Origin of the sequence: Stenotrophomonas sp. TWI809 (assembly GCF_039673205.1) — a bacterium.
Lineage (GTDB): Bacteria > Pseudomonadota > Gammaproteobacteria > Xanthomonadales > Xanthomonadaceae > Stenotrophomonas.
Genome location: NZ_JBDJLE010000025.1, coordinates 35,442 through 59,195 on the forward strand (window position 1 = coordinate 35,442; position 23,754 = coordinate 59,195).

General features: G+C 67.7%; 19 protein-coding genes and 1 pseudogene. 14 read left to right on the top strand and 6 right to left on the bottom strand.

The genetic code is table 11. The annotated features are described in order from the left end of the window. Window positions 1-63: 63 nt before the first annotated feature. Entirely contained in the window at window positions 64-1,104 is a 1,041-nt protein-coding gene (locus ABE472_RS16220; protein ID WP_313211601.1) for an oxidoreductase, read from the bottom strand. A 170-nt stretch (window positions 1,105-1,274) separates the two neighbouring features. On the opposite strand from ABE472_RS16220, the gene ABE472_RS16225 reads away from it, so the two are divergent. From ABE472_RS16225 to ABE472_RS16240, 4 genes are all read left to right on the top strand, one after another. Then, entirely contained in the window at window positions 1,275-1,646 is a 372-nt protein-coding gene (locus ABE472_RS16225) for a BON domain-containing protein (RefSeq protein WP_313211603.1), read from the top strand. Between the two features lie 183 nt (window positions 1,647-1,829). Next, window positions 1,830-3,650 carry an ATP-binding protein gene (locus ABE472_RS16230; RefSeq protein ID WP_346466630.1) on the top strand — a complete coding sequence of 607 codons (1,821 nt, stop codon included), beginning with the start codon at window positions 1,830-1,832 and terminating at the stop codon, window positions 3,648-3,650. After that, a complete protein-coding gene (locus ABE472_RS16235) occupies window positions 3,647-4,087 on the top strand; it encodes a response regulator (protein WP_313211605.1) in 441 nt (146 codons plus the stop codon). The genes ABE472_RS16230 and ABE472_RS16235 overlap by 4 nt, the downstream gene beginning before the upstream one ends. Before the next feature lie 4 nt (window positions 4,088-4,091). Further along, a complete protein-coding gene (locus tag ABE472_RS16240; RefSeq protein WP_313211606.1) occupies window positions 4,092-5,606 on the top strand; it encodes an ATP-binding protein in 1,515 nt (504 codons plus the stop codon). On the opposite strand, the gene ABE472_RS16245 is transcribed toward ABE472_RS16240, so the two are convergent. Beyond that, window positions 5,607-6,341, bottom strand: coding sequence for a 20S proteasome subunit A/B (locus tag ABE472_RS16245; RefSeq protein ID WP_152152276.1), 735 nt, complete (start codon window positions 6,339-6,341; stop codon window positions 5,607-5,609). Window positions 6,342-6,425: 84 nt separating this feature from the next. On the opposite strand from ABE472_RS16245, the gene folK reads away from it, so the two are divergent. Beyond that, window positions 6,426-6,917, top strand: a complete 492-nt coding sequence (gene folK / locus ABE472_RS16250) for a 2-amino-4-hydroxy-6-hydroxymethyldihydropteridine diphosphokinase (RefSeq protein ID WP_313211607.1) — start codon at window positions 6,426-6,428, stop codon at window positions 6,915-6,917. A 65-nt stretch (window positions 6,918-6,982) separates the two neighbouring features. Here the strand turns inward: folK and ABE472_RS16255 are convergent, their stop codons facing one another. Next, complete coding sequence (locus tag ABE472_RS16255) at window positions 6,983-7,720, bottom strand: pteridine reductase (RefSeq protein WP_346466631.1); 738 nt, start codon at window positions 7,718-7,720, stop codon at window positions 6,983-6,985. A gap of 56 nt (window positions 7,721-7,776) precedes the next feature. Between ABE472_RS16255 and ABE472_RS16260 the strand changes: the two genes are divergently transcribed. Both ABE472_RS16260 and ABE472_RS16265 read left to right on the top strand, forming a co-directional pair. Beyond that, on the top strand, window positions 7,777-8,961 hold the full coding sequence (locus ABE472_RS16260) for a class I SAM-dependent methyltransferase (protein ID WP_313211609.1): 1,185 nt from the start codon (window positions 7,777-7,779) through the stop codon (window positions 8,959-8,961). A gap of 1 nt (window position 8,962) precedes the next feature. Then, window positions 8,963-9,352, top strand: coding sequence for a VanZ family protein (locus ABE472_RS16265; protein WP_313211610.1), 390 nt, complete (start codon window positions 8,963-8,965; stop codon window positions 9,350-9,352). A gap of 65 nt (window positions 9,353-9,417) precedes the next feature. Here ABE472_RS16265 and ABE472_RS16270 read toward each other — a convergent pair whose 3' ends face one another. The 3 genes from ABE472_RS16270 to ABE472_RS16280 all read right to left on the bottom strand — a co-directional run bounded on the left by ABE472_RS16270 (window position 9,418) and on the right by ABE472_RS16280 (window position 15,737). Beyond that, complete coding sequence (locus ABE472_RS16270) at window positions 9,418-11,754, bottom strand: family 20 glycosylhydrolase (protein WP_346466632.1); 2,337 nt, start codon at window positions 11,752-11,754, stop codon at window positions 9,418-9,420. A gap of 93 nt (window positions 11,755-11,847) precedes the next feature. Then, a complete protein-coding gene (locus ABE472_RS16275) occupies window positions 11,848-14,562 on the bottom strand; it encodes a TonB-dependent receptor (protein ID WP_346466633.1) in 2,715 nt (904 codons plus the stop codon). A 155-nt stretch (window positions 14,563-14,717) separates the two neighbouring features. Further along, window positions 14,718-15,737, bottom strand: a complete 1,020-nt coding sequence (locus ABE472_RS16280) for a glucokinase family protein (RefSeq protein WP_313211614.1) — start codon at window positions 15,735-15,737, stop codon at window positions 14,718-14,720. A gap of 100 nt (window positions 15,738-15,837) precedes the next feature. Between ABE472_RS16280 and ABE472_RS16285 the strand changes: the two genes are divergently transcribed. The 7 genes and pseudogenes from ABE472_RS16285 to ABE472_RS16315 form a co-directional block, all read left to right on the top strand. Further along, complete coding sequence (locus ABE472_RS16285; protein ID WP_346466634.1) at window positions 15,838-16,104, top strand: hypothetical protein; 267 nt, start codon at window positions 15,838-15,840, stop codon at window positions 16,102-16,104. Beyond that, window positions 16,104-17,396: a sugar MFS transporter gene (locus ABE472_RS16290; protein ID WP_346466635.1), complete on the top strand. Its 1,293-nt coding sequence runs from the start codon at window positions 16,104-16,106 to the stop codon at window positions 17,394-17,396. The genes ABE472_RS16285 and ABE472_RS16290 overlap by 1 nt, the downstream gene beginning before the upstream one ends. A gap of 42 nt (window positions 17,397-17,438) precedes the next feature. Continuing rightward, a complete protein-coding gene (locus ABE472_RS16295; protein ID WP_313211617.1) occupies window positions 17,439-18,506 on the top strand; it encodes a LacI family DNA-binding transcriptional regulator in 1,068 nt (355 codons plus the stop codon). A 6-nt stretch (window positions 18,507-18,512) separates the two neighbouring features. After that, window positions 18,513-19,541 carry an SIS domain-containing protein gene (locus ABE472_RS16300; RefSeq protein WP_137190371.1) on the top strand — a complete coding sequence of 343 codons (1,029 nt, stop codon included), beginning with the start codon at window positions 18,513-18,515 and terminating at the stop codon, window positions 19,539-19,541. Then, the gene (nagA, locus tag ABE472_RS16305; RefSeq protein WP_313219582.1) at window positions 19,541-20,689 is read left to right on the top strand and encodes an N-acetylglucosamine-6-phosphate deacetylase; all 1,149 of its coding nucleotides are present in this window, start codon (window positions 19,541-19,543) and stop codon (window positions 20,687-20,689) included. The genes ABE472_RS16300 and nagA overlap by 1 nt, the downstream gene beginning before the upstream one ends. Continuing rightward, a complete protein-coding gene (locus ABE472_RS16310) occupies window positions 20,686-21,753 on the top strand; it encodes a heparan-alpha-glucosaminide N-acetyltransferase domain-containing protein (RefSeq protein WP_346466636.1) in 1,068 nt (355 codons plus the stop codon). The genes nagA and ABE472_RS16310 overlap by 4 nt, the downstream gene beginning before the upstream one ends. Window positions 21,754-21,872: 119 nt before the next feature. After that, window positions 21,873-23,754, top strand: a pseudogene (locus ABE472_RS16315) (autotransporter outer membrane beta-barrel domain-containing protein); the annotation flags it as partial.

Below are 23,754 nucleotides of genomic sequence, written 5' to 3' on the forward strand. Positions count from 1 at the left end.
GAACCCCATCGTCCGGCCCGCATTCCTGCATGGCGTGGAGCTACGTGGGCTGGCGTGACCGATTCAAAGGGTCACCCGCCGCCCGCTGCGTGCACTCTCTGCGCCCGCATCCAGCAGGCGCATCAGCTGCAGCGCCTGCGCCGTGCTGACCGGCGCTTCGCCCACGCCCAGCATTGCATCGCGGAAGGCCGCATAGAACGCCCGGTAATCGCCGGGCATGTTGTCCACGGTGCTGCGCCGGGTGTGCCCGTCGGCATCGATCCGCACCAGATGACCGTGCTGCGGGTCCAGTCCCCAGCCCGGGGCGCCCGGGGCAATGCCTCGCCGCAGCTGATCCTCCTGCACGTCCAGCCCGTCCTTCAGATAGCTGCCGGCATCGCCATGCACGATGAAGCGCGGACCGGAGGCGGCCACCAGCGAGCCGGCATGCAGGATCGCGCGATGCCGGGGGTAATGCAGCACCGCATGGAAGTAGTCGTTGCCGAGCGCGTGTTCGCGCTGCGCCATCAGGTCCACACTGATCGCGCCGGGCCAGCCGAACAGCTGCAGCATCTGGTCCAGCAGGTGCGGCCCCAGATCCATCCACAGCCCGCTGCCGGGCGCATCGCTTTCGCGCCAGCGCTCGCGCACCTGCGGGCGGAAGCGGTCGAAGTGGGAATGGCATTCGGCGACGTGGCCGATACTGCCGCTGTCGATCACCTGCTTGAGCGTGAGGAAGTCGGCATCGTGGCGGCGGTTCTGGAACACCGTGACCACACGCTCCGCGTCGTGCGCGGCCTGCACCACCGATTCGGCTTCCGCCACGGACAGCGCGAAGGGTTTGTCGACCAGCACATGTTTGCCCGCCGCCAGTGCCGCGCGCGCCAGCGGTGCATGCGCATCGTTGGGCGTGGCGATCACCACCGCGTCCACCGCCGGGTCATCGAACACCGCCTGCGGGTCATCGCAGATGCGCACATCGGTGAAGCTGCGCAGCAGGCGATCACGTTGCGAGCTGACGATGCTGTGCAGTGCAAGCCCTGGCGTATGCAGGATCAACGGCGCATGGAACACGCTGCCGGCCAGCCCGTAGCCGATCAAGGCGACCTGAAGTGTGGCGGCCATGGTGCGCTCCAACATAACGGGGCAGGACAGCGTAACGGCTGCGCGCGCGGGGCGGAAATCTGAACGATCCGGCGCCAACCTGAGTGGTTCACGGCAACGTTATGCGGCGCCCACGTCCTGTCCACGGCCGTGCACGGACACTGGCTGCACATCCGCAAAGGAATTCGAACATGACCAACACGACCCGTAATCTGCTTGCTGCTTCGCTGGCCCTGGGCATGGTGCTGGGCACCTCGACTGCCATGGCCAAGGATCCGCCGAAGACCGATCATGCCGCGATGACCCACGCCGACAAGCACGACTCGGCCGAGCCGGTTACCGACAGCTGGATCACCACCAAGGTCAAGACCGACCTGCTGACCAGCAAGAACGTCCCGGGTACCGAAGTGAAGGTGGAGACCGTCAATGGCGTCGTCACCCTGACCGGGACCGTGGCCAGCCAGGCCGAACATGACAAGGCGGTGCGCGTGACCCAGCAGATCAAGGGCGTCAAGCGCGTCGATGCTGCCAACCTGAAGGTGGCTGCGACCGCCGCACGCTGAGCCCCACCGCTGCATCGCTGAACAGGGCGCGCCTTCGGGCGCGCTCTTTTTTTTGCAGGCCGCCTGCCCCGTATTCACAAAGGGGTGGAGTATATTCACCGCTTCGCCATTGCCGATGGGGCTGCGCGGGCCGGCGCTGCCGCCTGGGCCGGGTCGTCGATGGCATCGAGCTGAAGAGGGACTATGGCGCTGGTGTTCAGTGATCAAATCTGGGACCGCTGGCGTCTGCCGGCCTTGGCCCTGGCGGCGGTAGCCATCATCGTGGTGCCGTGGCTCACCCTGCGCAAGCTGGCCAATGACAACATCGATGCGATGAACTGGGTCACCCATACCCAGGATGTCGGGGTGGCGGTCTACCAGCTGCAGGCCGATGTCCGCGATGTGGAATCCGCGGCGTTGACGATGTCCAAGGGCATCGATGCCCCCGGCCTGCGTGAGCGGTTGGCCCAGGCCGACGACATTCCGGGGCGGCTGGCGCGGTTGGCGGAACTGACCCGCGACAATCCCGATCAGCTGGTCCGGATCGGTCGCATCCAGTCCATGCTCGAGCGCCGGATGGAACTGGCCAAGCAGTTGGCCCGTTCCTCGCCCGATGCCGATCAGCGCCAGCTGGTGGCCGACCTGACCACGCGCTACCCGATCCGCAGCCTGGTGGAAGAACTCCAGGCCACCGAGGAACAGCTGCTCAAGCAGCGCTCAACGCTGTTTGCCGCACAGCAGCGGCAGGGCGAGTTCGTCTCCTGGTCGGCGCTGGTGGTGCAGTTGCTGTTGCTCAGCCTGGTGCTGTGGCTGTTGCAGCGGCAGATCCGCCACCGCCTCTCCGCCGAACGTGCCTCGCTGCGCGCGGCCGAGCGCGCGGCCTCGGTGCTGCATACCGTGCGCGAACCGATCGTGCTGCTCGACCGCAGCTTGCGGGTACAGATGCACAACCCCGCGTTCGCCGAACTGTATGGGCTGGACGAGGAGACATCGCCCGAGGGGCTGCCGCTGGACAGCATCGGCGACGGTGCCTGGGCCGATGCGGTGGTCCGCCAGCGTCTGACCGATGTGCTGCTGCGCGGCCGCGAGCTGTGGGACTACGAGCACGAACAGCGCACCGCCGATGACGTGGTGCGCATCATGCTCATCAACGCGCGCCGCATGCCGTTGCCCGACAAGGACGACGAAGTGGTGCTGATGACGGTCAGCGATGTCACCGTCCAGCGCGCCGTGCAGCTGCGGGTGGAAGAGCTCAATCGCCAGCTGGAAGGGAAAGTAGAGCAGGTCTCCGAGGTCAACCGCGAACTGGAAGCATTCAGCTACTCCGTCTCGCACGATCTGCGCGCGCCGCTGCGCCACGTGGCCGGCTTCTCGGACAAGCTGACCCGCCACCTGGGCGAGGGCGCGGACGAGAAGTCGCTCCATTACCTTGGCGTGATTTCCAATTCGGCCAAACGCATGGCCGCGTTGATCGACGACCTGCTGGTCTATTCGCGCCTGGGCCGGGCGGCGATGCGGCTGCAGGCCGTGGACATGCAGTCGCTGGTGGCCGACACCCGCGCCATGCTCGATGCCAACCAGCAGAGCGAGTCGGAGAGCAGCGGGGTGCCGCACCATATCGACTGGAAGATCGCGCCGCTGCCGATCATTGTTTCCGATGAAAACATGATGCGGCAGGTCTGGCTGAATCTGCTCGGCAACGCGATCAAGTATTCTTCCAACCGCGAGCCGGCCCGGATCGAGGTCGACTACAAACTGCAGCCGGACGGCAGCCATCTGTTCACCGTGCGCGACAACGGCGCCGGGTTCGACATGGCTTACGCCGGCAAGCTGTTCGGGGTGTTCCAACGGCTGCACAAGGCCAGTGACTACCCCGGCACGGGCATCGGCCTGGCCAGTGTCCGCCGGGTGTTGACCCGCCACGGGGGCCGTATCTGGGCCGAGTCGGCGGTCGATCAGGGCGCCACGTTCCACTTCGTTCTTCCACCCGCGCTCGACGCAATCAACAAGGGCTCCGCCGCATGACCGCTCTCCGTACCATCCTCCTTGCCGAGGACAGCCCCGCCGACGCCGAGATGGCCATCGACGCATTGAAGGAGGCCCGCCTGGCCAACCCGATCGTGCACGTCGAAGACGGCGTGGAAACGATGGATTACCTGCTGCGCCGTGGCGCCTTCGCCAACCGCGATGAAGGCCTGCCGGCCGTGCTGCTGCTGGATATCAAGATGCCGCGCATGGATGGGCTGGAAGTGCTCAAGGAAATCCGCAACACCGAGGAGCTCAAGCGGCTGCCGGTGGTGATCCTGTCGTCCTCGCGCGAGGAAAGCGATCTGGCGCGCAGCTGGGACATGGGCGTGAACGCCTACGTGGTCAAGCCGGTGGACGTGGACCAGTTCTTCGGCGCCGTGCAGACCCTGGGCAAGTTCTGGGGCTTGATCAACCAGGCACCGGAGATCGAGTAAGCCCATGCCGCTGACCGGCCCCGCCCTGGGTGCGCTGCGGATCCTGCTGATCGAGGATTCGCCGGAAGACGCCGAACTGATGTGCGAGCAGATGCTCGACGCTGGCCTGGAGGCGAGCTTCGAGCGGGTCGAGAGCGCGCAGGAACTGCGTGAGGCGCTCGAGCGCGCCGCGCCGGATATCGTGCTGTCCGACCTGAGCATGCCCGGCTTCTCCGGCAATGAAGCGCTGCAGATCGTGCGCGCCGCGTTGCCCGAGGTGCCCTTCATCTTCGTGTCCGGCACGATGGGTGAGGAAAACGCGGTGGCCGCCCTGCACCAGGGCGCCAACGATTACATCATCAAGCACCAGCCGGCGCGTCTGCCCTCGGCGGTGGCGCGTGCCGTGCGCGAAGCGCGCAGCGCGATCGACCGCCAGCGGGTGGAAGCCGAGCTGATGCGCGCGCAGCGTCTGGAAAGCCTGTCGCTGCTGGCGGCCGGCCTGAGCCACGACCTGCGCAACATCCTGCAGCCGCTGCTGATCATGCCGGACCTGATGAAGGCGCGGACCGACGATCCGCAGCTGCACCATCTGGCCGACATCATCGCCGAGTGCGGCCGGCGCGGGCATGAGATGGCCGAATCGATGCTGTCCTTCGTGCGCGGTTCGCGCAACAGCAGCGAGCACATCTGCCTGGTCCACCTGTTCGAAGGGGTCGAGCTGCTCCTGCGCAGCAACCTGCCGGCCAAGGTCACCCTGCACCTGGAGGTGGCCGATGGCCTGGCGGTGGATGCCAACTACACCGAGCTGCAGCAGGTCCTGCTCAACCTCGCGTTGAATGCCATCCAGGCCATGCCGGACGGCGGCCGGTTGACCCTGCGCGCGGCATCCGCCGCCGATACGCATGGCGAGGACTGGTTGCGGATCTCGGTGACCGATGAAGGCATCGGCATGGATGCCGACACGCTGTCGCATCTGTTCAATCCCTTCTTCACCACCAAGGCCACCGGCACCGGTCTGGGCCTGATTTCGTGCAAGCGCATCATTGAAGGCGCACACGGCAGCATCCACGTCGACAGCCAGCCGGGTGTCGGCACCCGCTTCGATCTGCTGCTGCCGATGCGCGAGATCGCCGACACCGCCGCTGCGGTCGATGGGCCGATCGCCGCCGGTACCGGCCAGTCCATCCTGGTCGTGGATGGTGAGGCGACGCGGCTGTCGCTGCTGGGCAATGCGTTGTCCAGCCAGGGCTATCACCTGCAGCTGGCCTCCGATGGTGCGGCCGCGCTGCGCTGGATGCAGCAGGAGAGCATGCCGGCCCTGGTGATCGCCGATGCCGGCTCCAAGCTGCTCTCGGCCAGCCACCTGCTGGGCGAGATGGCCACGCTGGGCTACCGCGGCCCGGCGCTGGTGCTGGAAGAAGCCGAGGTGACGGTGCCGCTGGCGGTGTTCCCGCCGGGCATCAATGTGCACGTGCTGCGCAAGCCGCTGGAAATGCAGCAGGTGTTCCGTTCGGTCGCCGAGGCGCTGGAAACCGCCTGATCAGGCCTCCCAGGGAAACCGGGGGAGGCTGGCCACGGCCTGTTCGAGCTTGAAGGACCAGTTGCCGTGGATTTCCGCGTAGAGCGGGCTGTCGCCGGCCAGGCGCATGCGCTGGGTGATGCGCAGGTCATCCTTGCGGATCAGCACCAGATCCACCGGCAGCCCGACCGACAGGTTGGAGCGGATGGTCGAATCCAGCGAGACGATGGCGGTGCGCGCAGCGTCTTCCAGCCGCGTCTGCGGGCGCAGGATCCGGTCCAGGATCGGCTTGCCGTACTTGGACTCGCCGATCTGCAGGAACGGGGTCTCCGGCGAGGCCGCGATCGCATTGCCGAGCGGATAGATCATGTACAGCCCCGGATGCTCGCCGCCGATCTGGCCGCCCAGGATCAGCGTGGCCTGGGTCACGATGCCGTCCTGGCCCGCCTCATGCGTGCTGGATTTGACCTGGCTGTCGAGCAGCACCCGGCCCACGTACTCGGCCACCTCGAACAGATGCCGGTAGGCGCGCAGGTTTTCCGGACGTTGTTCCTCCACATCGCGGCGCAGCCGTGAGATCAGCAGCTGGGTGGTCGCCAGGTTGCCCGCGGCCATGATGACGAAGGCGGCTTCACCGGGAAACTCAAACTCGTGCAGCTTGCGGTGCACGCGTACGTCGTCCAGCGACGCGTTGGTGCGGGTGTCGGCGGCGAAGACCAGGCCTTCGTCCACCTCGATGCCGACGCAATAGGTCATGTCGGTGTCCTATGATGTGCACCCCGATTCTATGCGCTGGGCATGTTGCCCCCGTGTGGAATCGCCCCACGTACGCTGAATACCATGACCACTGCGCTCCTGAGCCTGGGCAGCAACCTGCAGCCGCAACAGCACCTTCACGCCGCGGTGGAAGCGCTGCGCGCGCGTTTTGGCGCGATCGCTGTATCGCCGGCCTACCGCACTGCCGCGGTCGGCTTCGACGGCCCGGATTTCCTCAACAACGCCGTGGCGATCGAGACCGATCTGCCGCTGCAGACGCTGGATGACTGGCTGCACGCGCTGGAGGATGCCCACGGCCGCGACCGCAGCGGCCCGCGCTTCAGCGACCGCACCCTGGATATCGATGTGGTGTTCTACGGCGACCTGATCGTGGAAGGCCCCGGCCACCTGCGCATCCCGCGCCCGGAGCTCAAGCACGCCTTCGTGCTCAAGCCGCTGGCCGACATCGCGCCGGACTTCCGCGACCCGGTCAGCGGGCTGACCCTGGAGGCGCTGTGGCGGGCCCATCGGCAGTTCGGCGAGCCGTTCGACACGATGGAGCTGGTGCCGGTCTGATCGATGCGGTAGGTACCGACCGTTGGTCGGTACGGGGCCCGCATGCGACCACCAACGGTGGCCGCCTACGACAACGTCCGCCCACCATCCACGCGCAGCGTGTGCCCGGTGACGAACGCGGCCTCGGTGGCCAGCCAGTACACCGCCTCGGCGATCTCCTCCACCGTGCCGGTACGGGCCAGCGGCGTGCGCGCCAGCAGCGCCTGCTGGGCGAAATCGTCCTTGCCCTGTTCCGGCCACAGGATGGCGCCAGGGGCGACCGCGTTGACCCGTACCTTGGGCGCCAGTTCCAGCGCCAGCGAGCGGGTGACCATTTCCAGGGCTGCCTTGGCGGCGGCGTACACCGGGTGGTCACGCATCGGCTGGGTACCGTGCAGATCGGTCAGGTTGACGATGCTGCCCTGCTGGCGGCGCAGGTGCGGCGCGGCGGCCTGGGCCAGCAGCAGCGGCGCGCGGGCGTTGACCGCGAACAGGTCGTCCCATTGCGCGGCGGTGATCTGGCCGAGCAGGGTGGGGTAGAAGTTGGAGGCATTGTTGACCAGGCTGTCCAGACGGCCGAACTGGGCCACGGTCTGGTCGATCAGATCGGGCAGGGCATCGGCATCGCGCAGATCCGCCTGCAGCGCCAGCACGCTGCCCGGGCGCAGCATGTCCATGTCGAAGGCCATCTGCTGCAGCTCGGTCGTGGAGGTGTGGGCGTGCAGCACCACCGACCAGCCACAGGCGTGGAACTGGCGGGCGATGGCCGCGCCGATCCGGCGCGCGCTGCCGCTGATCAGCGCCACGGGCGCGGTATCGGTCATCGGGGGTACTCCCTGCTCAGGCTATGCTGTGCATTGTCACCGCAATCGCCCGCGCCATGCATTCCCCACTGCCCACCCCCGAATCCGACGCCCTGGCCCACAGCGACGAGCTGGCTGCGGCGCTGCGTGCTGAAATCCTCGCCAACGGCGGCGCGATGCCGTTCTCCCGTTTCATGGAGCTGAGCCTGTACACCCCCGGTTGGGGCTATTACAGCGCCGGTGCCAGCAAGTTCGGTGCCGCCGGCGATTTCACCACCTCGCCGGAAATCGGCGCGCTGTTCGCCGCCACGCTGGCCAATGCGATCGCCCCGGTGATGCAGCAGCTCGGCCCGGAAGCGCGTTTCATGGAAGTGGGGGGCGGCAGCGGCGCGTTCGCCGAAGTGCTGCTCAAGCGCATGCTGGAACTGGACGCGCTGCCTGAGCGCTACGCGATCCTGGAGCCCAGCGCGGACCTGCGCGAGCGCCAGCGCGAGCGCCTGGAAAAGGCGCTGATCCCGCCCGTGTTCGCCCTGGTGGAGTGGCTGGACGGCCCGTTCGATGACGACTGGGACGGCATGGTCTTCGCCAATGAAGTGATCGATGCCTTGCCGACGCCGCGCTTCCTCGCGCGCGATGGCATGGTGTACGAGGAAACCGTCGAGCTGGATGCACAGGGCGCCTTCGTGCGCGGCGCGCAGCCGGCCGATGCGATGCTCACCGCAGCGGTGCGGCATGTCGAGCACTACCGCGAGAAGCCCTTCGCCGATGGTTACCGTTCCGAACTGCTGCCGCAGCTGCCGTACTGGATCCAGGCGATCGCCGGCGGCCTGAAGCGCGGCGCGATGCTGTTCGTCGATTACGGCTACCCGCGCAACGAGTATTACCAGGACGACCGCGACGACGGCACGGTGCGCGCGTTCTATCGCCATCACGTGCACAACGATCTGTACCGCTGGCCGGGTCTGCAGGACCTGACTGCCTCGGTGGATTTCACCGCGTTGGCCGAGTCGGGCACCGGTGCCGGATTCGAACTGGCCGGTTACTGTACGCAGGCCAGTTTCCTGCTCGGGAACGGGCTGGATACCCTGCTGGAGAAAGCCGATGCGCGCACCGACGAGATCGGCCGCGTGCGCCTGCGCGATCAGGTGAAAAAGCTGACCCTGCCGACCGAGATGGGCGAGCGCTTCCAGGTGATGGGCTTCCAGCGTGATGTCGATTTCGAACCCGCCTTCGAACTCGGCGATCTGACCTGGCGGCTGTAACGTGGCGGCCCCGGATCTGTTGAAGCCGCTGCGCTGGCCGCGGTTCTGGCTGGCGCTGTGGTGGGGGGCGGTATTGGGCACGATCGTGGTCTGCCTGATTCCGCCGCCGCCGCTCGCATTGCCGGAGAACAGCGACAAGGTCGAGCATTTCCTCGCCTATTTCCTGCTGGCCGCCTCCGCCGTGCAGATCTACCAGCGGCGTGCGGCGCTGGTCTGGGCCGCGGTCGGCCTGGTCGCGCTGGGCATCGGCATCGAATTCGCGCAGGGCGCCTTGACTGTCAACCGCATGGCCGACCCCATGGATGCGCTGGCCAACAGCGTTGGCGTACTGGCCGGCATGGCGATCGTATTCACCCCGTTGCGCGATCTGCTGGTGCGCCTGCGCGGTTGATGGGTGTGACGTCGGCGACGCACAACCGGTAGTGCCGGCCGCTGGCCGGCACCCCGGTGCCCCGATTACCGCGGCAACAGCGTCATCTCATCCAGCACCCACATCGTCGGCCGGGTATCGCCGGTGAAGCGCACGCACAGGTTCTGCGTACCCTTCAGCGACCGCGGCAATGCCGCCTCCAGCGTGATGAAGCCATCGGCGCCCGGCGCGGCCGGCAGCGTGACGCTGGCCAGCGGTTTGCCATCGCACTGCCCGCCGAGGATGTCCATCTCCCCGTGTGCGCTGCGCTTGGGCGCGAAGCGGCGGTTCGGCTCGTCGTGGGCCAGCTGGAAGTAGTACGGGATCTGCCCGGCCCGCACGCGCAGTTTGGCGATGCCCTCCACGTCCGCGTCTTTCCACAACCAGCACGGGTTGAAGATGTCCACGTTGAAGATCGCGCGCTCGCCATCGGCCGGGCCGTCGTCTTCCAGGCGCAGCAGCAACTGGCCTTCGCCCGGGCACTGCGCGAGATGTTCGTCGGTCCGCGACAGCAGCGACGCGGCGGTGACATCGAAGCGGCTGGCCGCCTTGGCCAACGCCTGGCCGTTGAAGAACGTGGCCGCCTGCAGCGCCACCGGCAGCGGCTGCTGCAGCGGGGCGGTGTAGCGCGGTGACTGCGCGGTGACCGCGCTGCCATCCACGCTGTAATGGATGTCGTAGCCGAGCGCGGTGCGCAGGGCCAGCGTCGCGGTGCCGGCGGCGCGGTCGTCCGTGCTGTCCAGCTCCACCTGGAACGGCGTCTGCGCATACGCGATGCCCATCGCATGGTAACGCTGCAGCTGCGCTGGCAGGCGCGCCAGGAAATCCGCATAGTCGCGGCGCTCGCGCGGCGACCAGCCGGTCTCGGCCACCGCGGCCAGGCGCGGGAACAGGTTGTGCTGCAGACGCGCGTAGCTGCGCGTGTGCTCGGTGAACATGTTGGCCTGCAGGCCGAGGATGTGGTGCTGCTTGTCCTTGGCCAGCGCGTCCGGCACCGGCTCGAAGCCGTACACACGTGCCAGCGGAATCGTCGCCGGGCGGCCCGGCGGTTCGTTCGGTGAGTTGGTCTGCAGGTAGTCCATGTACATGTCGGTCACCGGCGACATGACCACGTCGTGGCCCTCGCTGGCGGCCTTGAGGCCGCCCTCGGTGCCGCGCCAGGACATCACCGTGGCTTCCGGCGGCAGCCCGCCCTCGAGGATTTCATCCCAGCCGATCAGGCGCCGGTCGTGTTGTTCCAGGAAGGTCTCCAGGCGCTTGATGATGTGGCTCTGCATTTCCATCTCATCGCCGGCGCCCACGTCGCGCATGCGTGCCTGCACCCGTGCGGAGGCCTCCCACTGGTCCTTGACCGCTTCGTCGCCACCCACGTGCACGTACGTGGCCGGGAACAACGCGATGACTTCTTCCAGCACTTTCTCGAGGAACTCGAGGGTGCTGTCGTCGGTGTTGAACAGGTTCGGGAAAACGCCCCATTCGCTCAGCGGCTTGAGTGGGGTGTCGATCGTGCCGAGTTCCGGGTAGGCCGCGATCGCTGCGGTGGCGTGGCCGGGCACGTCGATTTCAGGAATGACCTGGATATGGCGCGCGGCGGCATACGCGATCACCTCACGGATCTGGTCCTGCGTATAGAAGCCGCAGTACGGGCGCTCGGCGCCGGTGACCGGGTCACGGCCGCCATCGCCGGCCGGAATGCGGCAGCTGCCGATGCCGGTCAGTTTCGGGTAGCGCTTGATCTCCATGCGCCAGCCCTGGTCATCGGTGAGATGCCAATGGAAGGTGTTGAGCTTCTGCTCGGCCATCGCATCGAGGACCTGCTTGATCTCATCCAGGCTCTGGAAGTGGCGGGCCGAATCGAGCATCAGGCCGCGCCAGCTGAAACGGGGCGCATCGTCGATACGCAGCGCCGGGAGTTTGCCATCGCTGCCGCCGGTGAGCAGCTGCGAGAGCGTGGCCGCACCGTAGAACAGGCCGGCTTCGGTGGCGGCCTGCACGGTCGCGCCACGCGCGTCCGAACGCAGCTGGTAGCCCTCGGTACCGGTCTTGAGCGTCGCATCGAGCACGAAGCGGATGCCGTCCTTGCCGCGTCCTTCGCTGACCGTTACCGCCGGGCCGCCGCTGTCGCGCAGCAGGGTGGCGAACTGCGTGGCGACGCGCTGGGCGGCCTGGCCCTGTGCACGGACCGGCGTGGCGGCGGTCACGGTGTACCCGGCGCTGTCGATGCGATCGACCTTGGCGGGCGCGGGGATCAGCATCAGCGAACCGGGCAGGGCCTTCGGGCCAGCCGGTGCCTGTGCGTCGGCAGCCTGGGCCAGCGGTGCGAGGGAGAGCGCCAGTGCGAAGGACAGCAGCGACAGCGAGGTACGACGGGTGCGGGTGTGCATCGGGTCATTCCTTTGTAGCGAATCGGGTTCCACCTGTGAAACGGGCCCGGAAATCCGGGCCCGTTTCAGGTGTGCAGCGTGTTACCGCGGCGATCAGTACTTGAAGCGGAAGTTCAGATAGTACTGGCGGCCGTTGGAGTAGAACGAGGTCGGAATCAACGCGCTCTGGTAGTACTTGTAGGTCGGGTTGTTGAGGTTCAGGCCATCCAGGCTGATGCTCAGCCAGTCGGTTGCCTTGTAGCTCAGCGACGCCGACAGGGTGCCGAAGTCATCCTGGTAGTACGGGTTGGTACCGGACAGGCTGATCAGGAACGAGGAACGGCGGGTGTAGCTGACGCGGGCGCCGAAGCGTTCGTTCTCGAAGTACGCACCCACGTTGTAGGTGTTCTTCGAGGTGCCCAGCAGGTTGTTGGTGCCATCGGCCCAGGTGTGGTTGGTCTTGCCATTGGCGTAGGTGTAGTTGGCGTTGACGCCGAAGTACTCGCCGATCGGCTGCTCGTAGGCCACTTCCACGCCGGTGACCTGCCCATCGGCATTGATCGGGGTGGAGATGTCGTAGGTTTCAAGCTGGTTGGTCAGTTCGCTGAAGAGCTGGCGCTGGACCACGTCGAAGGCGATGTAGTCCTTCAGGCGCATGTGGTACGCGCCCAGCGACAAAAGGCCGCGCGGCATGAAGTACCACTCCAGGTTGGCATCCAGGTTGCTGGACAGGGTCGGCTTCAGGTCGGGGTTGCCGCCACCGCCGGTCTTGTTCAGATCCGAACCCCACGACGACGCACCCAGTGCCGAGTAGTCCGGCAGCGTCTGGGTCTGCGACGCGGCCACGCGCAGCACCAGGTCATCGTCCAGGGCGAACTTGATGTTGGCGCTCGGCAGCACGCGGTCGTGCTTGTTCTCGAAGGCCTGGCGCTGCCACATGCCGAACAGGCTGCGCACGTCGGCGCGGGCCGGATCGCTGACGGCCAGGTAGGTGTCGATGTCCTGCTTGATGTTGACGTAGCGCAGGCCGATGTTGCCGCTCCACCAGTCACCGGTGAAGTTGGCCTGCACGTAACCGGCGAAGTTCTTTTCCTTCACCTTCCACTCGGCACCGTAGTTGTGGCGGCCGTCGGGACCGTCGTTGCCGGCCAGCCAGGTCGAGTTGTTGACGATGGCGTTCTGCAGCGCATCCGGGGTGTAGTACCAGATGTTGCGCGGGAAGGTGCCGCCCACGCCGCTGGCGAAGTTGCCCGGGTACTGCCCGGTGGCGCTGCCGCGCAGTGCGGACCAGATATCGCCCGGGCTGGCGCCTTCCGGTGACAGGGCTTCACGTTCGTGGTCGGCGAAGCGCAGGCCGAAGTCGATCGAGCTCAGCGTGCCACCGTTGCTGAAGTACTGGTTGAAATCCAGCGACGCCCAGTCTTCCTTGTCCTCTGCCTTGACCAGCTGGTTGCCCCAGGTGCCGAAGCTGCTGACGCCTGCTTCGCTGAGGTCGCCACCGATGTTCCAGTCGACCGGGGAGCCGGCGCCGTGGCTGGCGTAAGACGCGCCGCCACCCTGGCCGACGGTGACTTCGGCGATGAACTGGCGCGGGGTTTCGCCGGTGCCCTTGGTGGTGCCGGCCTGGAACTTCGCATTGAGGTTGTCGTTGATCTGCCAGTCCGCGTCGAAGGTGACGTAGCTGCTCTTGGCGGTGGCCTCGCGGTAGATCATGTCGTACACGCCGTAGTTCGTACCGGGAACACCGGTATACGTCGCGTTGGTGATCACGCCATCCACCACGGTGTAACCCGGGTCGGGGGCCTGGGTCCGGCCGAAGCCGCTGCCGAACATCATGAAGTTGCGGTTGTAGTTGTTTGCTTCCAGTTCGGACGTGAAGCCGCTCAGGCCCAGGGTCAGCGTGTCGATCGGCTTCCACTGCACGGTGACCATGCCACCCTTGCGCTTGCGGGTCTGCTCGAACAGGGTCGAACCCAGCAGGCCGGGAATGGACAGGCCTTCCAGGTCCGGACGCGGCGCCTGCAGGAACTGGCCCGGATTGGCCGGATCGGGGATGCCTGCCACGACCGGATCGGTCGCCTTGAGCGCGAAGAAGCCGCCCGGGATTTCCTGCGCTTCACGGCGCAGTTCGCGCTCCTGGTAGAAGCCCTGCACCAGCACGCCGAAGGTGTTGGCGTCATTCTTGTAGTTGAACAGGGCCGAGTACTGCGGATCGGTCGAGTCGGCCTGGTCCGAGCGCACGGCGCCGATCGATGCTTCGGCCGTGAACTGCTTGGCGAACTGCAGCGGGGTACGGGTGATGATGTTGACGGTACCGGTGGTGCCGCCGTCCTGCAGCTTGGCCTGCGAGGACTTGTTCACTTCCACCGAGCTGACCAGCTCGGACGGCAGCAGCGAATAGCTGACGCTGCGGCCGACGTTGTTGCCCTGGCTGAGCACGAACCAGTCGGCCGAGCCGACGCTGTGGCCGTTGATGAGGGTCTGGGTCAGGCTCGGGCTGGTGCCGCGCAGGCTGACACGGTCGGCTTCATCGAAGCCGCCCTCATCGGCGCTGGACGAGCTGATGTTCACGCCGGGCACGCGCTGCAGGGTATCGGCGACGTTGTGCGCGGGCAGCTTGCCCACGTCTTCGGCGGTGACCACTTCCAGGCGCGCATTCGCTTCGCGCTTGGTATCGAGCGACTTCTCCATCGAACCGCGGATGCCGGTGACCTGGATGGTGTCCAGGTCGGTTGCGGCCGGCGTGGAGGCAGGGGCCTGCTGCGCGTGGGCGCTGAAGGCCAGGCAGCTGACGATGGCTGCGGAAAGCAGGGTCTTGCGGGTGTTCATGATGTCTCTCCTCATCACTCGATGGTCGCCGGCGACGGCGTCTGTTTGCTTGCGTCTGGTACGACTGTGCCGCGCGCCTGTTGTCCGGGTGCGCCTTGGGTACTACGTACTGCGTGGTGCGGTGTCCGCAGCGCCGATCCCGGCGCCGTGGCAGATCAGGTGTCCGAGCGGCCGAGATACCAGCTGGCGGCGCCGATGACGCCCAGCTGCCCGTGCTCGACCACCTTCACGGGAATGCGTTCCAGCGCCTCGCGCATCGGCCCCTTGTTGAGGTACCGCTCGACGAAGGTGCTGTTCAACAGGAAATCGCGGATCTGCGGCAGGATGCCGCCGGCCAGGTAGACCCCGCCGGTGACGCCGTACTGCAGCGCCATGTCACCGATCGTGCTGCCGAGCAGGCCGCAGAACACGTCCAGGCTCTGCCGCGCGAGCGGGTCCTGATCGGCCACGGCGGCGGCGGTGATCGCATCGGGGGTGGTCAACGTCGGTGCGTGGCCGTTCAACGCGCACAGGGCGCGATACAGATTCATCAGGCCGGGGCCGGACAGCGCCTGCTCGACCGAGACATGCGACCGGTCGCGCAGCATCTGCCGCACGATCGCCATCTCCAGTTCGGTGGTGGTGGCCAGCGTCGGCTGGCCGGCTTCGGTGGCCAGGACCACCGCGCCATGGGCGGTCGGGATCCATACCGCCGCGCCGAGGCCGGTGCCGGGACCGACCACCAGGGTCGGGCCGCGCGGGGCGGTGGCCGGGCCGGTCAGCTGCAGCACGCCGCTGGCATCGACCTGGGCGGCGGCGTAGGCCACGGCTTCGAAGTCATTGACGATGTACACCTGGTCCAGCCCGACGTCCCGCTCGATCTGCCGCGCCGACAGCGGCCAGGGCAGGTTGGCGGTGATCACCGTGCCGTCGTCGCGGGCATAGCCGGCCGTGGCGACCACGCAATGCGTCGGGCGCGGGCCGTCGGCCAGGAAGTCGGACAGGATCGCGCTGAGGCCGGCGTAATCCGCATTGCGGAACTTGCGGTAGTCCAGCAGCTCCACCGGATGGGCCGGATCGGCGCTGGCCTGGACCCGGCCAACCCGGACATGCGTGCCACCCACGTCGGCGGCCAGGAACGGCGGCGTCGCGGCGGGCGGGGCATGGGCCGGTACAGCGTGGGCGGCGTTGGTCACACGGACTCCATCGGTTGGGCACGGCCAGGGCTGACCCGGCGATTGAGGCGGAGTCTGTAATCGTTCTGACAACGATGTCAACGATAACCTCACACTTTCGATGCTGCGCCGCAACGTGGGTTTGCGCGGGAAAACGTTTTCATCACACTGCCGTCATGTTTTCGCAAACTGCCGTGAATACGGGCTTCGCTCCGCCCGCGCCGAGCGCTGCCGCCAGATTGCGCAGGTGCAGCAAAGGAAAATGCGCGGCGCTGGCGTGAACCAGTTGTTGACAAACCTGGCGGCTGCAACGAATAAATGTGACAACGTTGTTCCCAGCCACTCTTCCGATGCCGCCCAGGCGCCGTCGATGCAGGAGCCTCCTTGATGTCTGCCGTGCCTGCTGCCTCCGCGCGTTCGAGCGTGCTTACCTCGATCCTGATCATCGGCGTGCTGTTCTTCCTGATCGGCTTCTTCACCTGGCTCAACGGCCCGTTGATCACCTTCGTCAAGCTCGCCTTCGAGCTGGACGAGGTCGGCGCCTTCCTGGTGCTGATGGTCTTCTACCTGTCGTATTTCTTCCTGGCCCTGCCGGCCTCGTGGATCCTCAAGCGCACCGGCATGAAGAAGGGCCTGAGCCTGAGCCTGCTGGTGATGGCGGCCGGTGCGGTGGTCTTCGCGCACTTCGCCCAGCAGCGCTGGTACCCGGGCGCGCTCAGCGGCCTGTTCATCATCGGCAGCGGCCTGGCCCTGCTGCAGACGGCGGTCAACCCGTACATCAGCATCCTCGGCCCGATCGAGACCGCGGCCCGGCGCATTGCGCTGATGGGCATCTGCAACAAGATCGCCGGCATGCTGGCCCCGGTGCTGATCGGCACGCTGGTGCTGCATGGCATCGGCGATCTGGACGCCCAGGTGAAGGTCGCCGATGCGGCCGCCAAGACGGTGCTGCTCAATGACTTCGCCGCCAAGATCCAGCTGCCGTACATGGCCATGGCCGGGCTGCTGGTGGTGCTGGCAGTGGGCGTGCTGTTCTCGCCGCTGCCCGAGCTGAAGACCGCTGAAGCCAATGCCACGCCGGCCCGCGCGCCCGGGGTGGCCGAGCGCACCAGCATCTTCCAGTTCCCGCACCTGTGGCTGGGCGTGCTGTGCCTGTTCGTGTACGTCGGCGTGGAAGTGATGGCCGGCGATGCGATCGGCACTTACGGCCACGGCTTCGACCTGCCGCTGGACCAGACCAAGATGTTCACCTCGATCACCCTGGGCGCGATGCTGATCGGCTACCTGGCCGGCCTGGCGCTGATCCCGCACCTGGTCTCGCAGTCGCGCTACCTGAGCATCTCGGCGGTGCTGGGCGTGCTGTTCTGCATCGGCGCGCTGCTGACCCACGGCTATGTCTCGGTGGGCTTCGTGGCGGCCCTGGGCTTTGCCAACGCGATGATGTGGCCGGCGATCTTCCCGCTGGCGATCCGCGGCCTGGGCCGCTTCACCGAGACCGGCTCGGCCCTGCTGGTGATGGCCATCGCCGGTGGCGCGATCATTCCCCAGCTGTTTGCCGTGCTCAAGCAGCACTTCGATTTCCAGTGGGTGTTCGCCGGCCTGATGGTGCCGTGTTACCTGTACATCCTGTTCTATTCGGTGCGCGGCCATCGGGCCGGCCTGCCCCGCGACGGCCAGTGATCGGCGATCATGGACGTCCAACCGGACCGGCAGGAAAAGAGCATGCGCAGAGCGACCATCAAGGATGTGGCTGAGCGGGCCAAGGTGTCGCTGAAGACGGTGTCGCGGGTCATCAACAACGAACCGTCGGTAATGCAGGCCACCCGCGCGCGCGTCCTGCGCGCGATCGCCGAGCTGGACTACGAGCCCGATCCGGCCGCGCGTAACCTGCGCACCGGCACCACGCTGGTGGTCGGGCTGGTCTACGACAACCCCAACCCGTACCACATCATCGGCGTGCAGAACGGCGTGCTCGCCGCCTGTCGCGAAACCGGCTTCGGGCTGCAGATCCACCCCTGCGATTCCAGCTCGCCGATGCTCGCCGAGGAACTGGCCGACTGGGTGCAGCGTTCGCGCCTGGCCGGGCTGGTGCTGACCGCGCCGATGTCCGAGCGCAAGGATCTGGTGGCCGCGCTCACTGCCCGCGGCATCAAGCTGGTGCGCATCATCGCCGCCACCGCCGATCCCGAAGACGGCGCGTGCGTGTTCGTCGATGACCGCGAAGCGGCCTATGAAATCACCGAGCACCTGATCCAGCTGGGCCACCAGCGGATCGGCTTCCTCTGGGGCGGCACTTCGCACAGGTCCAGCGGCGAACGTTACGCCGGCTACGAAGCAGCACTGCGCGACTACGGCATGAGCATCGACAAGCACCTGGTGGTGCAGGGCGATTACACCTTCGATGATGGTTTCCGCGGCGCACGACGGCTGCTGGCGCTGCGCGAACCGCCCACCGCGATCTTCGGCTCCAACGATGAAATCGCCGCCGGCGTGCTGGCGGCAGCCAAGTCCACCGGCATGAACGTGCCCTACGACCTGTCCATTGCCGGTTTCGAGGACAGCCCGTTCTCGCGCCAGTCCTGGCCGCCGTTGACCACCGCCAAGCAGGCCACCGAAGACATCGCCCGGCATGCCGCGCGCCTGCTGATCGCGCAGCTGCGCAGCGATGCCTACGACGACGCACCGCTGCAGCTGCAGAACCAGGGCTTCGTGCCGCAGCTGGTGGTGCGTGGTTCCACCGCGCCGATGCGCCCGCAGGGTGCACGGCTTCCTTCTCCTGAAACGACCTGAGTCCCCATGTCCCTGCCTGCTCCCCACGACACCCTGATGTACCGCGAAGCCGCCGAGGCTGCCGATGTGATCGCCGCGCAGTTCGCGCGCAACCAGGTGGCCGTGGAGACGCTGGCCGCCAGCCTGCGCGCGGCGCCGCCGCCGTTCGTGGTGACCTGCGCGCGGGGCAGCTCGGACCATGCCGCCACTTACGCCAAGTACCTGCTGGAAACGCGCCTCGGGCTGGTGACTGCCTCGGCGTCGCCGTCGGTGGGCTCGGTGTACGAAGCGCCGCTGAAACTGCGGGGCGCGCTGTACATCGTCATTTCGCAGTCGGGCAAGAGCCCGGACCTGCTGCGCAACGCGGAGGCCGCGCGTGCGGCCGGTGCGCGCGTGGTCGCGTTGGTGAACGTGGAGGATTCGCCGCTGGCGCAGCTGGCCGAAACGGTGATCCCGCTGGGGGCCGGTGCCGAGCGCAGCGTGGCGGCGACCAAGAGCTACCTGGCCTCGTTGTCGGCGATCCTGCAGCTGGTGGCCTACTGGAGCCAGGACGCGGCACTGATCGCCGCGCTGCGGGCGCTGCCCGATGCATTGCGCCAGGCCTGGAACAGCGACTGGTCGGCGCTGACTGAGGGCCTGGTGCCGGCGCACAACCTGTTCGTGCTTGGCCGCGGCCTGGGCCTGGGCGCGGCCCAGGAAGCCGCGCTGAAGTTCAAGGAGACCTGCGGCCTGCATGCCGAGGCCTATAGCTCGGCCGAAGTGAAGCATGGCCCGATGGCGCTGGTGGGCCCGGGCTTCCCGGTGCTGGCGTTTGCCCAGCCCGATGAAACCGGCGCGGGCACCCGCGCGGTGCTGCAGGAGTTCGGCGCGCGCGACGCGCAGGTGTGGCTGGCCGACGTCGATGGCGACCTGGCGCTGCCGGTTGCGCCGCACCCGGCCTGCGCACCGCTGCTCACCGTGCAGGCCTTCTATCGCGCCATCAACGCACTGGCGCTGCGCCGCGGGCACAACCCGGACCTGCCGCCGCATCTGAACAAGGTGACGGAAACCGTCTGATGAAAACCGTCCTGCGCAATGCCCGGATCCTGGCCGGCGATGAGTTCCGCGACGACCTGGCAGTGGTGATCGAAGACGGCCGCATCACCGCGCTGGTCTCCGACGCGGCCCCGCAACTGGGCAGCGCCGACGAACAGGTGGACCTGGGCGGTGGCTGGCTGCTGCCGGGCTTCATCGACGCGCAGGTCAACGGTGGCGGCGGCGTGCTGTTCAACAACACGCCCGACGTGGAGAGCCTGCGCACGCTGGCTGCCGCGCACCGCCGCTTCGGCACCACCGGGCTGCTGCCCACGCTGATCAGCGACGATGTGCAGGTGATGCGCCGCGCGATCGACGCAACCCGCGCGGCCATCGCGCAGGGCGTGCCCGGCGTGCTCGGCATCCACCTGGAAGGCCCGTACATCGCGCCGGCGCGCAAGGGCACCCATGACGCCAACAAATTCCGCGTGCCCGACGCTGACGAGATCGCGATGGCGGCCTCGCTCGACAACGGCGTGACCCTGTTGACCCTGGCCCCCGAACGGGTGCCGCTGGAGAGCATCCGCGCGCTGGTCGAACGCGGCGTGATCGTGGCCGCCGGGCATACCGCCGCCAGTTACGAAGAAGCGCGCGCCGGGCTGGACGCCGGCATCCGCGGTTTCACCCATCTCTACAACGCGATGTCGCCGTTGACCGGGCGCGAGCCGGGTGCGGTGGGCGCGGCGCTGGAAGACCGCGACAGCTGGATCGGCATCATCGCCGATGGCGTGCACGTGCACCCGGCCAGCCTGCGCGTGGCGCTGGCGGCCAAGCCGCGCGGCAAGGTGATGCTGGTCACCGACGCGATGCCGCCGGTGGGCGCCGACAGCCCCAGCTATGAGCTGTATGGCGAAGTGATCACGGCCGTGGACGGCGTGGTGCGCAATGCCGCCGGTTCGCTGGCGGGCTCGGCGCTGGACATGGCCACGGCGGTGCGCAACGCGGTGCACCTGCTCGGCCTGCCGCTGGACGAGGCTGCACGCATGGCCTCGCGTTACCCGGCGCAGTTCCTCAACCTGGACGACCGCCTGGGTGAGATCGCCGAGGGCTACCAGGCCGACCTGGTGCTGCTCGACGACGCACTGCAGGTGCGCGCCACCTGGATTGCCGGCGAGCGCGAGGACGCATGACCGCCTCTCCATCGCCACGCATGGGCTCGATCGATGCCCTGCGCGGGCTGACCGTGGCGGCGATGCTGCTGGTCAACAACCCCGGCGACTGGGGCCATGTGTATGCACCGCTGCTGCATGCGGACTGGCACGGCTTCACGCCCACCGACCTGATCTTCCCGCTGTTCCTGTTCATTGCCGGCGTGTCGATGGCCTTCAGCCTGTCGCCGCGCGCGGGCGAGCCTGCGTTGCGCCCGGCCCTGCGCAGTGGCCTGCTGCAGCGTGCGCTGCGCATCGCGGTGGCCGGTGCGGTGCTGCACCTGCTGGCGTGGTGGCTGATGGACCTGCCGGCCTACCGGCTGTGGGGCGTGCTGCAGCGGATCGCGCTGTGCGTGGCGGTGGTCGGGCTGCTGGCGATCCAGACGCGTGCGCGCACGCAATGGGCGGTGCTGGTCGGGCTGCTGCTGGTGTACACGGCGATCCTGCTGGGGGCCTATTCGCTGGCACCGTGGGTCAACCCGGCCAGCCGCCTGGATACCGCGTTGTTCGCGCCGCTGCTCTACAAGTACGACCCGCTGACTGGGCTCGGCCACGACCCCGAAGGGCTGCTGAGCAGCCTGGGCGCGCTCGCCAGCACGCTGCTGGGCCTGCGTGCGGGCGCGTGGCTGCGGGCGGGGCAGGTGGGTGGGCTGGCGGCGCTGGCCACGGCATGCCTGTTCCTGGGCGGTGTAGCGACGCTGTGGCTACCCCTCAACAAGCAGCTGTGGACCCCCAGTTTCGTGCTGTGGACGGGCGGGCTGTCGGTGGCGGCCTTGCTTCTGGCCCACCTGCTGGTGGATCGCTGGGGTGCGCCGGCGCTGGGCCGACGCTTCGGCGTCAACGCCATTGCCGCGTACCTCGGCTCGTCAGCTATGGCGCTGCTGCTGATGGCCAGCGGCGCGTGGGGATGGCTGTACCAGACGCTGTCGGCGCTGCTGCCGACGGCCCCCGCACTGGCCTCGCTGCTGTGTGCGCTGAGCTTCGTGGCGGTGTGGTGGGGCGTGGTGTGGGCGCTGGACGCGCGGCGCATCTACCTCAAAATCTAGGATGGGCATCACGTGCGTTTACCCCCCCATCACGGCGCGGCGGTAAAAGTACTGACGCCGGTCTGCGTAGAAGCACTGGGCCGTTGCCGTACCCCCCTCTTGTAGAACAGGAAAGGCGTATGCGCTCCAAGCCCGCTTCGCCGGCACGCACCGTGCTGGCCGACCGCATTTCATATTGGTTGCGTCGAAGCTGCGGGGGCGCGCTCGGCACGGTCCTGCTGGCCGGTACCGCGCCCGCCTGGGCCGGCTGCGACAACCCCGCGCCCGGGCAGGACCAGACGGTGACCTGCTCGACCGCAGCGCCCAATCCGGATCCGGTGGCGATCGTCACCGCCGGTGGCGCGTCCAACACCACCATCAACGTGCTGGCCAACGCGCAGCTCGGTATCGCCAGCGGCAATGCGATCACCGTGCAGGCCGGTACCGGGCATGTCATCAACAACAGTGGCAGCATCAGCGCCAACGCCGGCCGCGCGCTGCAGCTCAACGGGGCCACCTACCTGACCAACCGCGGCACCCTTGCCGGCAGTACCGGCGGCGTCGTGTCCGGTGCCGGCAACGACCGCATCGACATGCTCGGCGGCAGCATCCAGGGCGGCGTGCTGCAGGGCGCGGGCAACGACACCCTGGTGATCCGCGACGGCGTGATCGACAGCGTCGACCAGGGCGATGGGCAGGACAGCCTGGAGATCAGCGGCGGCAGCGTGACCGGCACCGTGCAGCAGGGCTCGGGCATCGACACCTTCCTGATGACCGGTGGCAGCATCGGCGCCCTGCTGCAGGGCGATGCGCTGGACCGCTTCCGCATGACCGGCGGGCGCATCGTCGGCGCGTTCGACGATGGCGACTACGCCGAAATGACCGGCGGCCGTATCGGCCGGGTCAACATGAAGCTGGACGACAACACCTTCCTGATGTCCGGCGGCACCATCGACGGCAACCTGGTCACCGGTTTCGGCCGCGACACCATCGTGCTGTCCGACGGCTACATCGGCGGCAACATCAGCGTCAGCGGTGGCGACGATGCGGTCACCATCACCGGCGGCACCGTGCGCGGCGAAATCCGGCTGAGCTTCGGCAACGACAGCCTGACCTGGAACGGCGGCGGCGTGGTGCACGGGGCGATCGACTTCGGCGAAGGCGACGATGTCGCGCAGCTGAGCAACCTCAACAACGCCCACCTGGGCGCGCTGCCGTCTTTCGATGGCGGGCTGGGCAACGATGTGCTCGGCCTGGACAACGTCAAGACCAATGGCGTGGCGCGCTTCACCAACTGGGAACAGGTGGCGCTGCGCGACGATACCCAGCTGACGTTCGATGGCACGTGGGTGCTGGGCGACAGCGGCAGCGGCACGGGCAGCCTGGACATCGATGCCACCAGCGCGGTGTTCGGCGGCGGCAGCAACGGCGTCCTCGCCCCGTTCGTGGCCGGGCGGCTGGCCACGCTCACCAATGCCGGCCGCATCGATCTCAGCAATGGGGGCGGCGTCGGCGATACCTTCACCGTGGTGGGCAACTATGTCGGCAACGGTGGCGCGTTGTACCTCAACACGGTGCTGGGCGACGACAGCTCGCTGTCGGACAAACTGGTGATCTCCACCGGCAGCGCCACTGGCACCACCGGCGTGGGCATCCTCAACGCCGGCGGCACCGGCGCGTCCACGGTGGCTGACGGCATCCTGGTGGTGCAGGCGATCAACGGTGCGACCACCGCGCCCACCGCGTTCGCGTTGTACAACCCGGTCGCTGTTGGTGCCTACGAGTATTTCCTGTTCAAGGGCGGCGTCAGCGGCGGCACCAGCGAAAACTGGTATCTGCGCTCGACCCTGGTGGCCAGCGTGACCCCGGCGCCCGCACCGCCGCCGGGTGGAGTCACCACGCCGCCGCCCCCGCCGCCGGAGGGCGCCGGGACCCCGCCGGCGGAGCTGCCACCCGCGCCGCCCCCGCCGCCGGACGTCAATCCGCCGGATGATCCGAACCCGGCCGCGCCCGAGCCGGCCC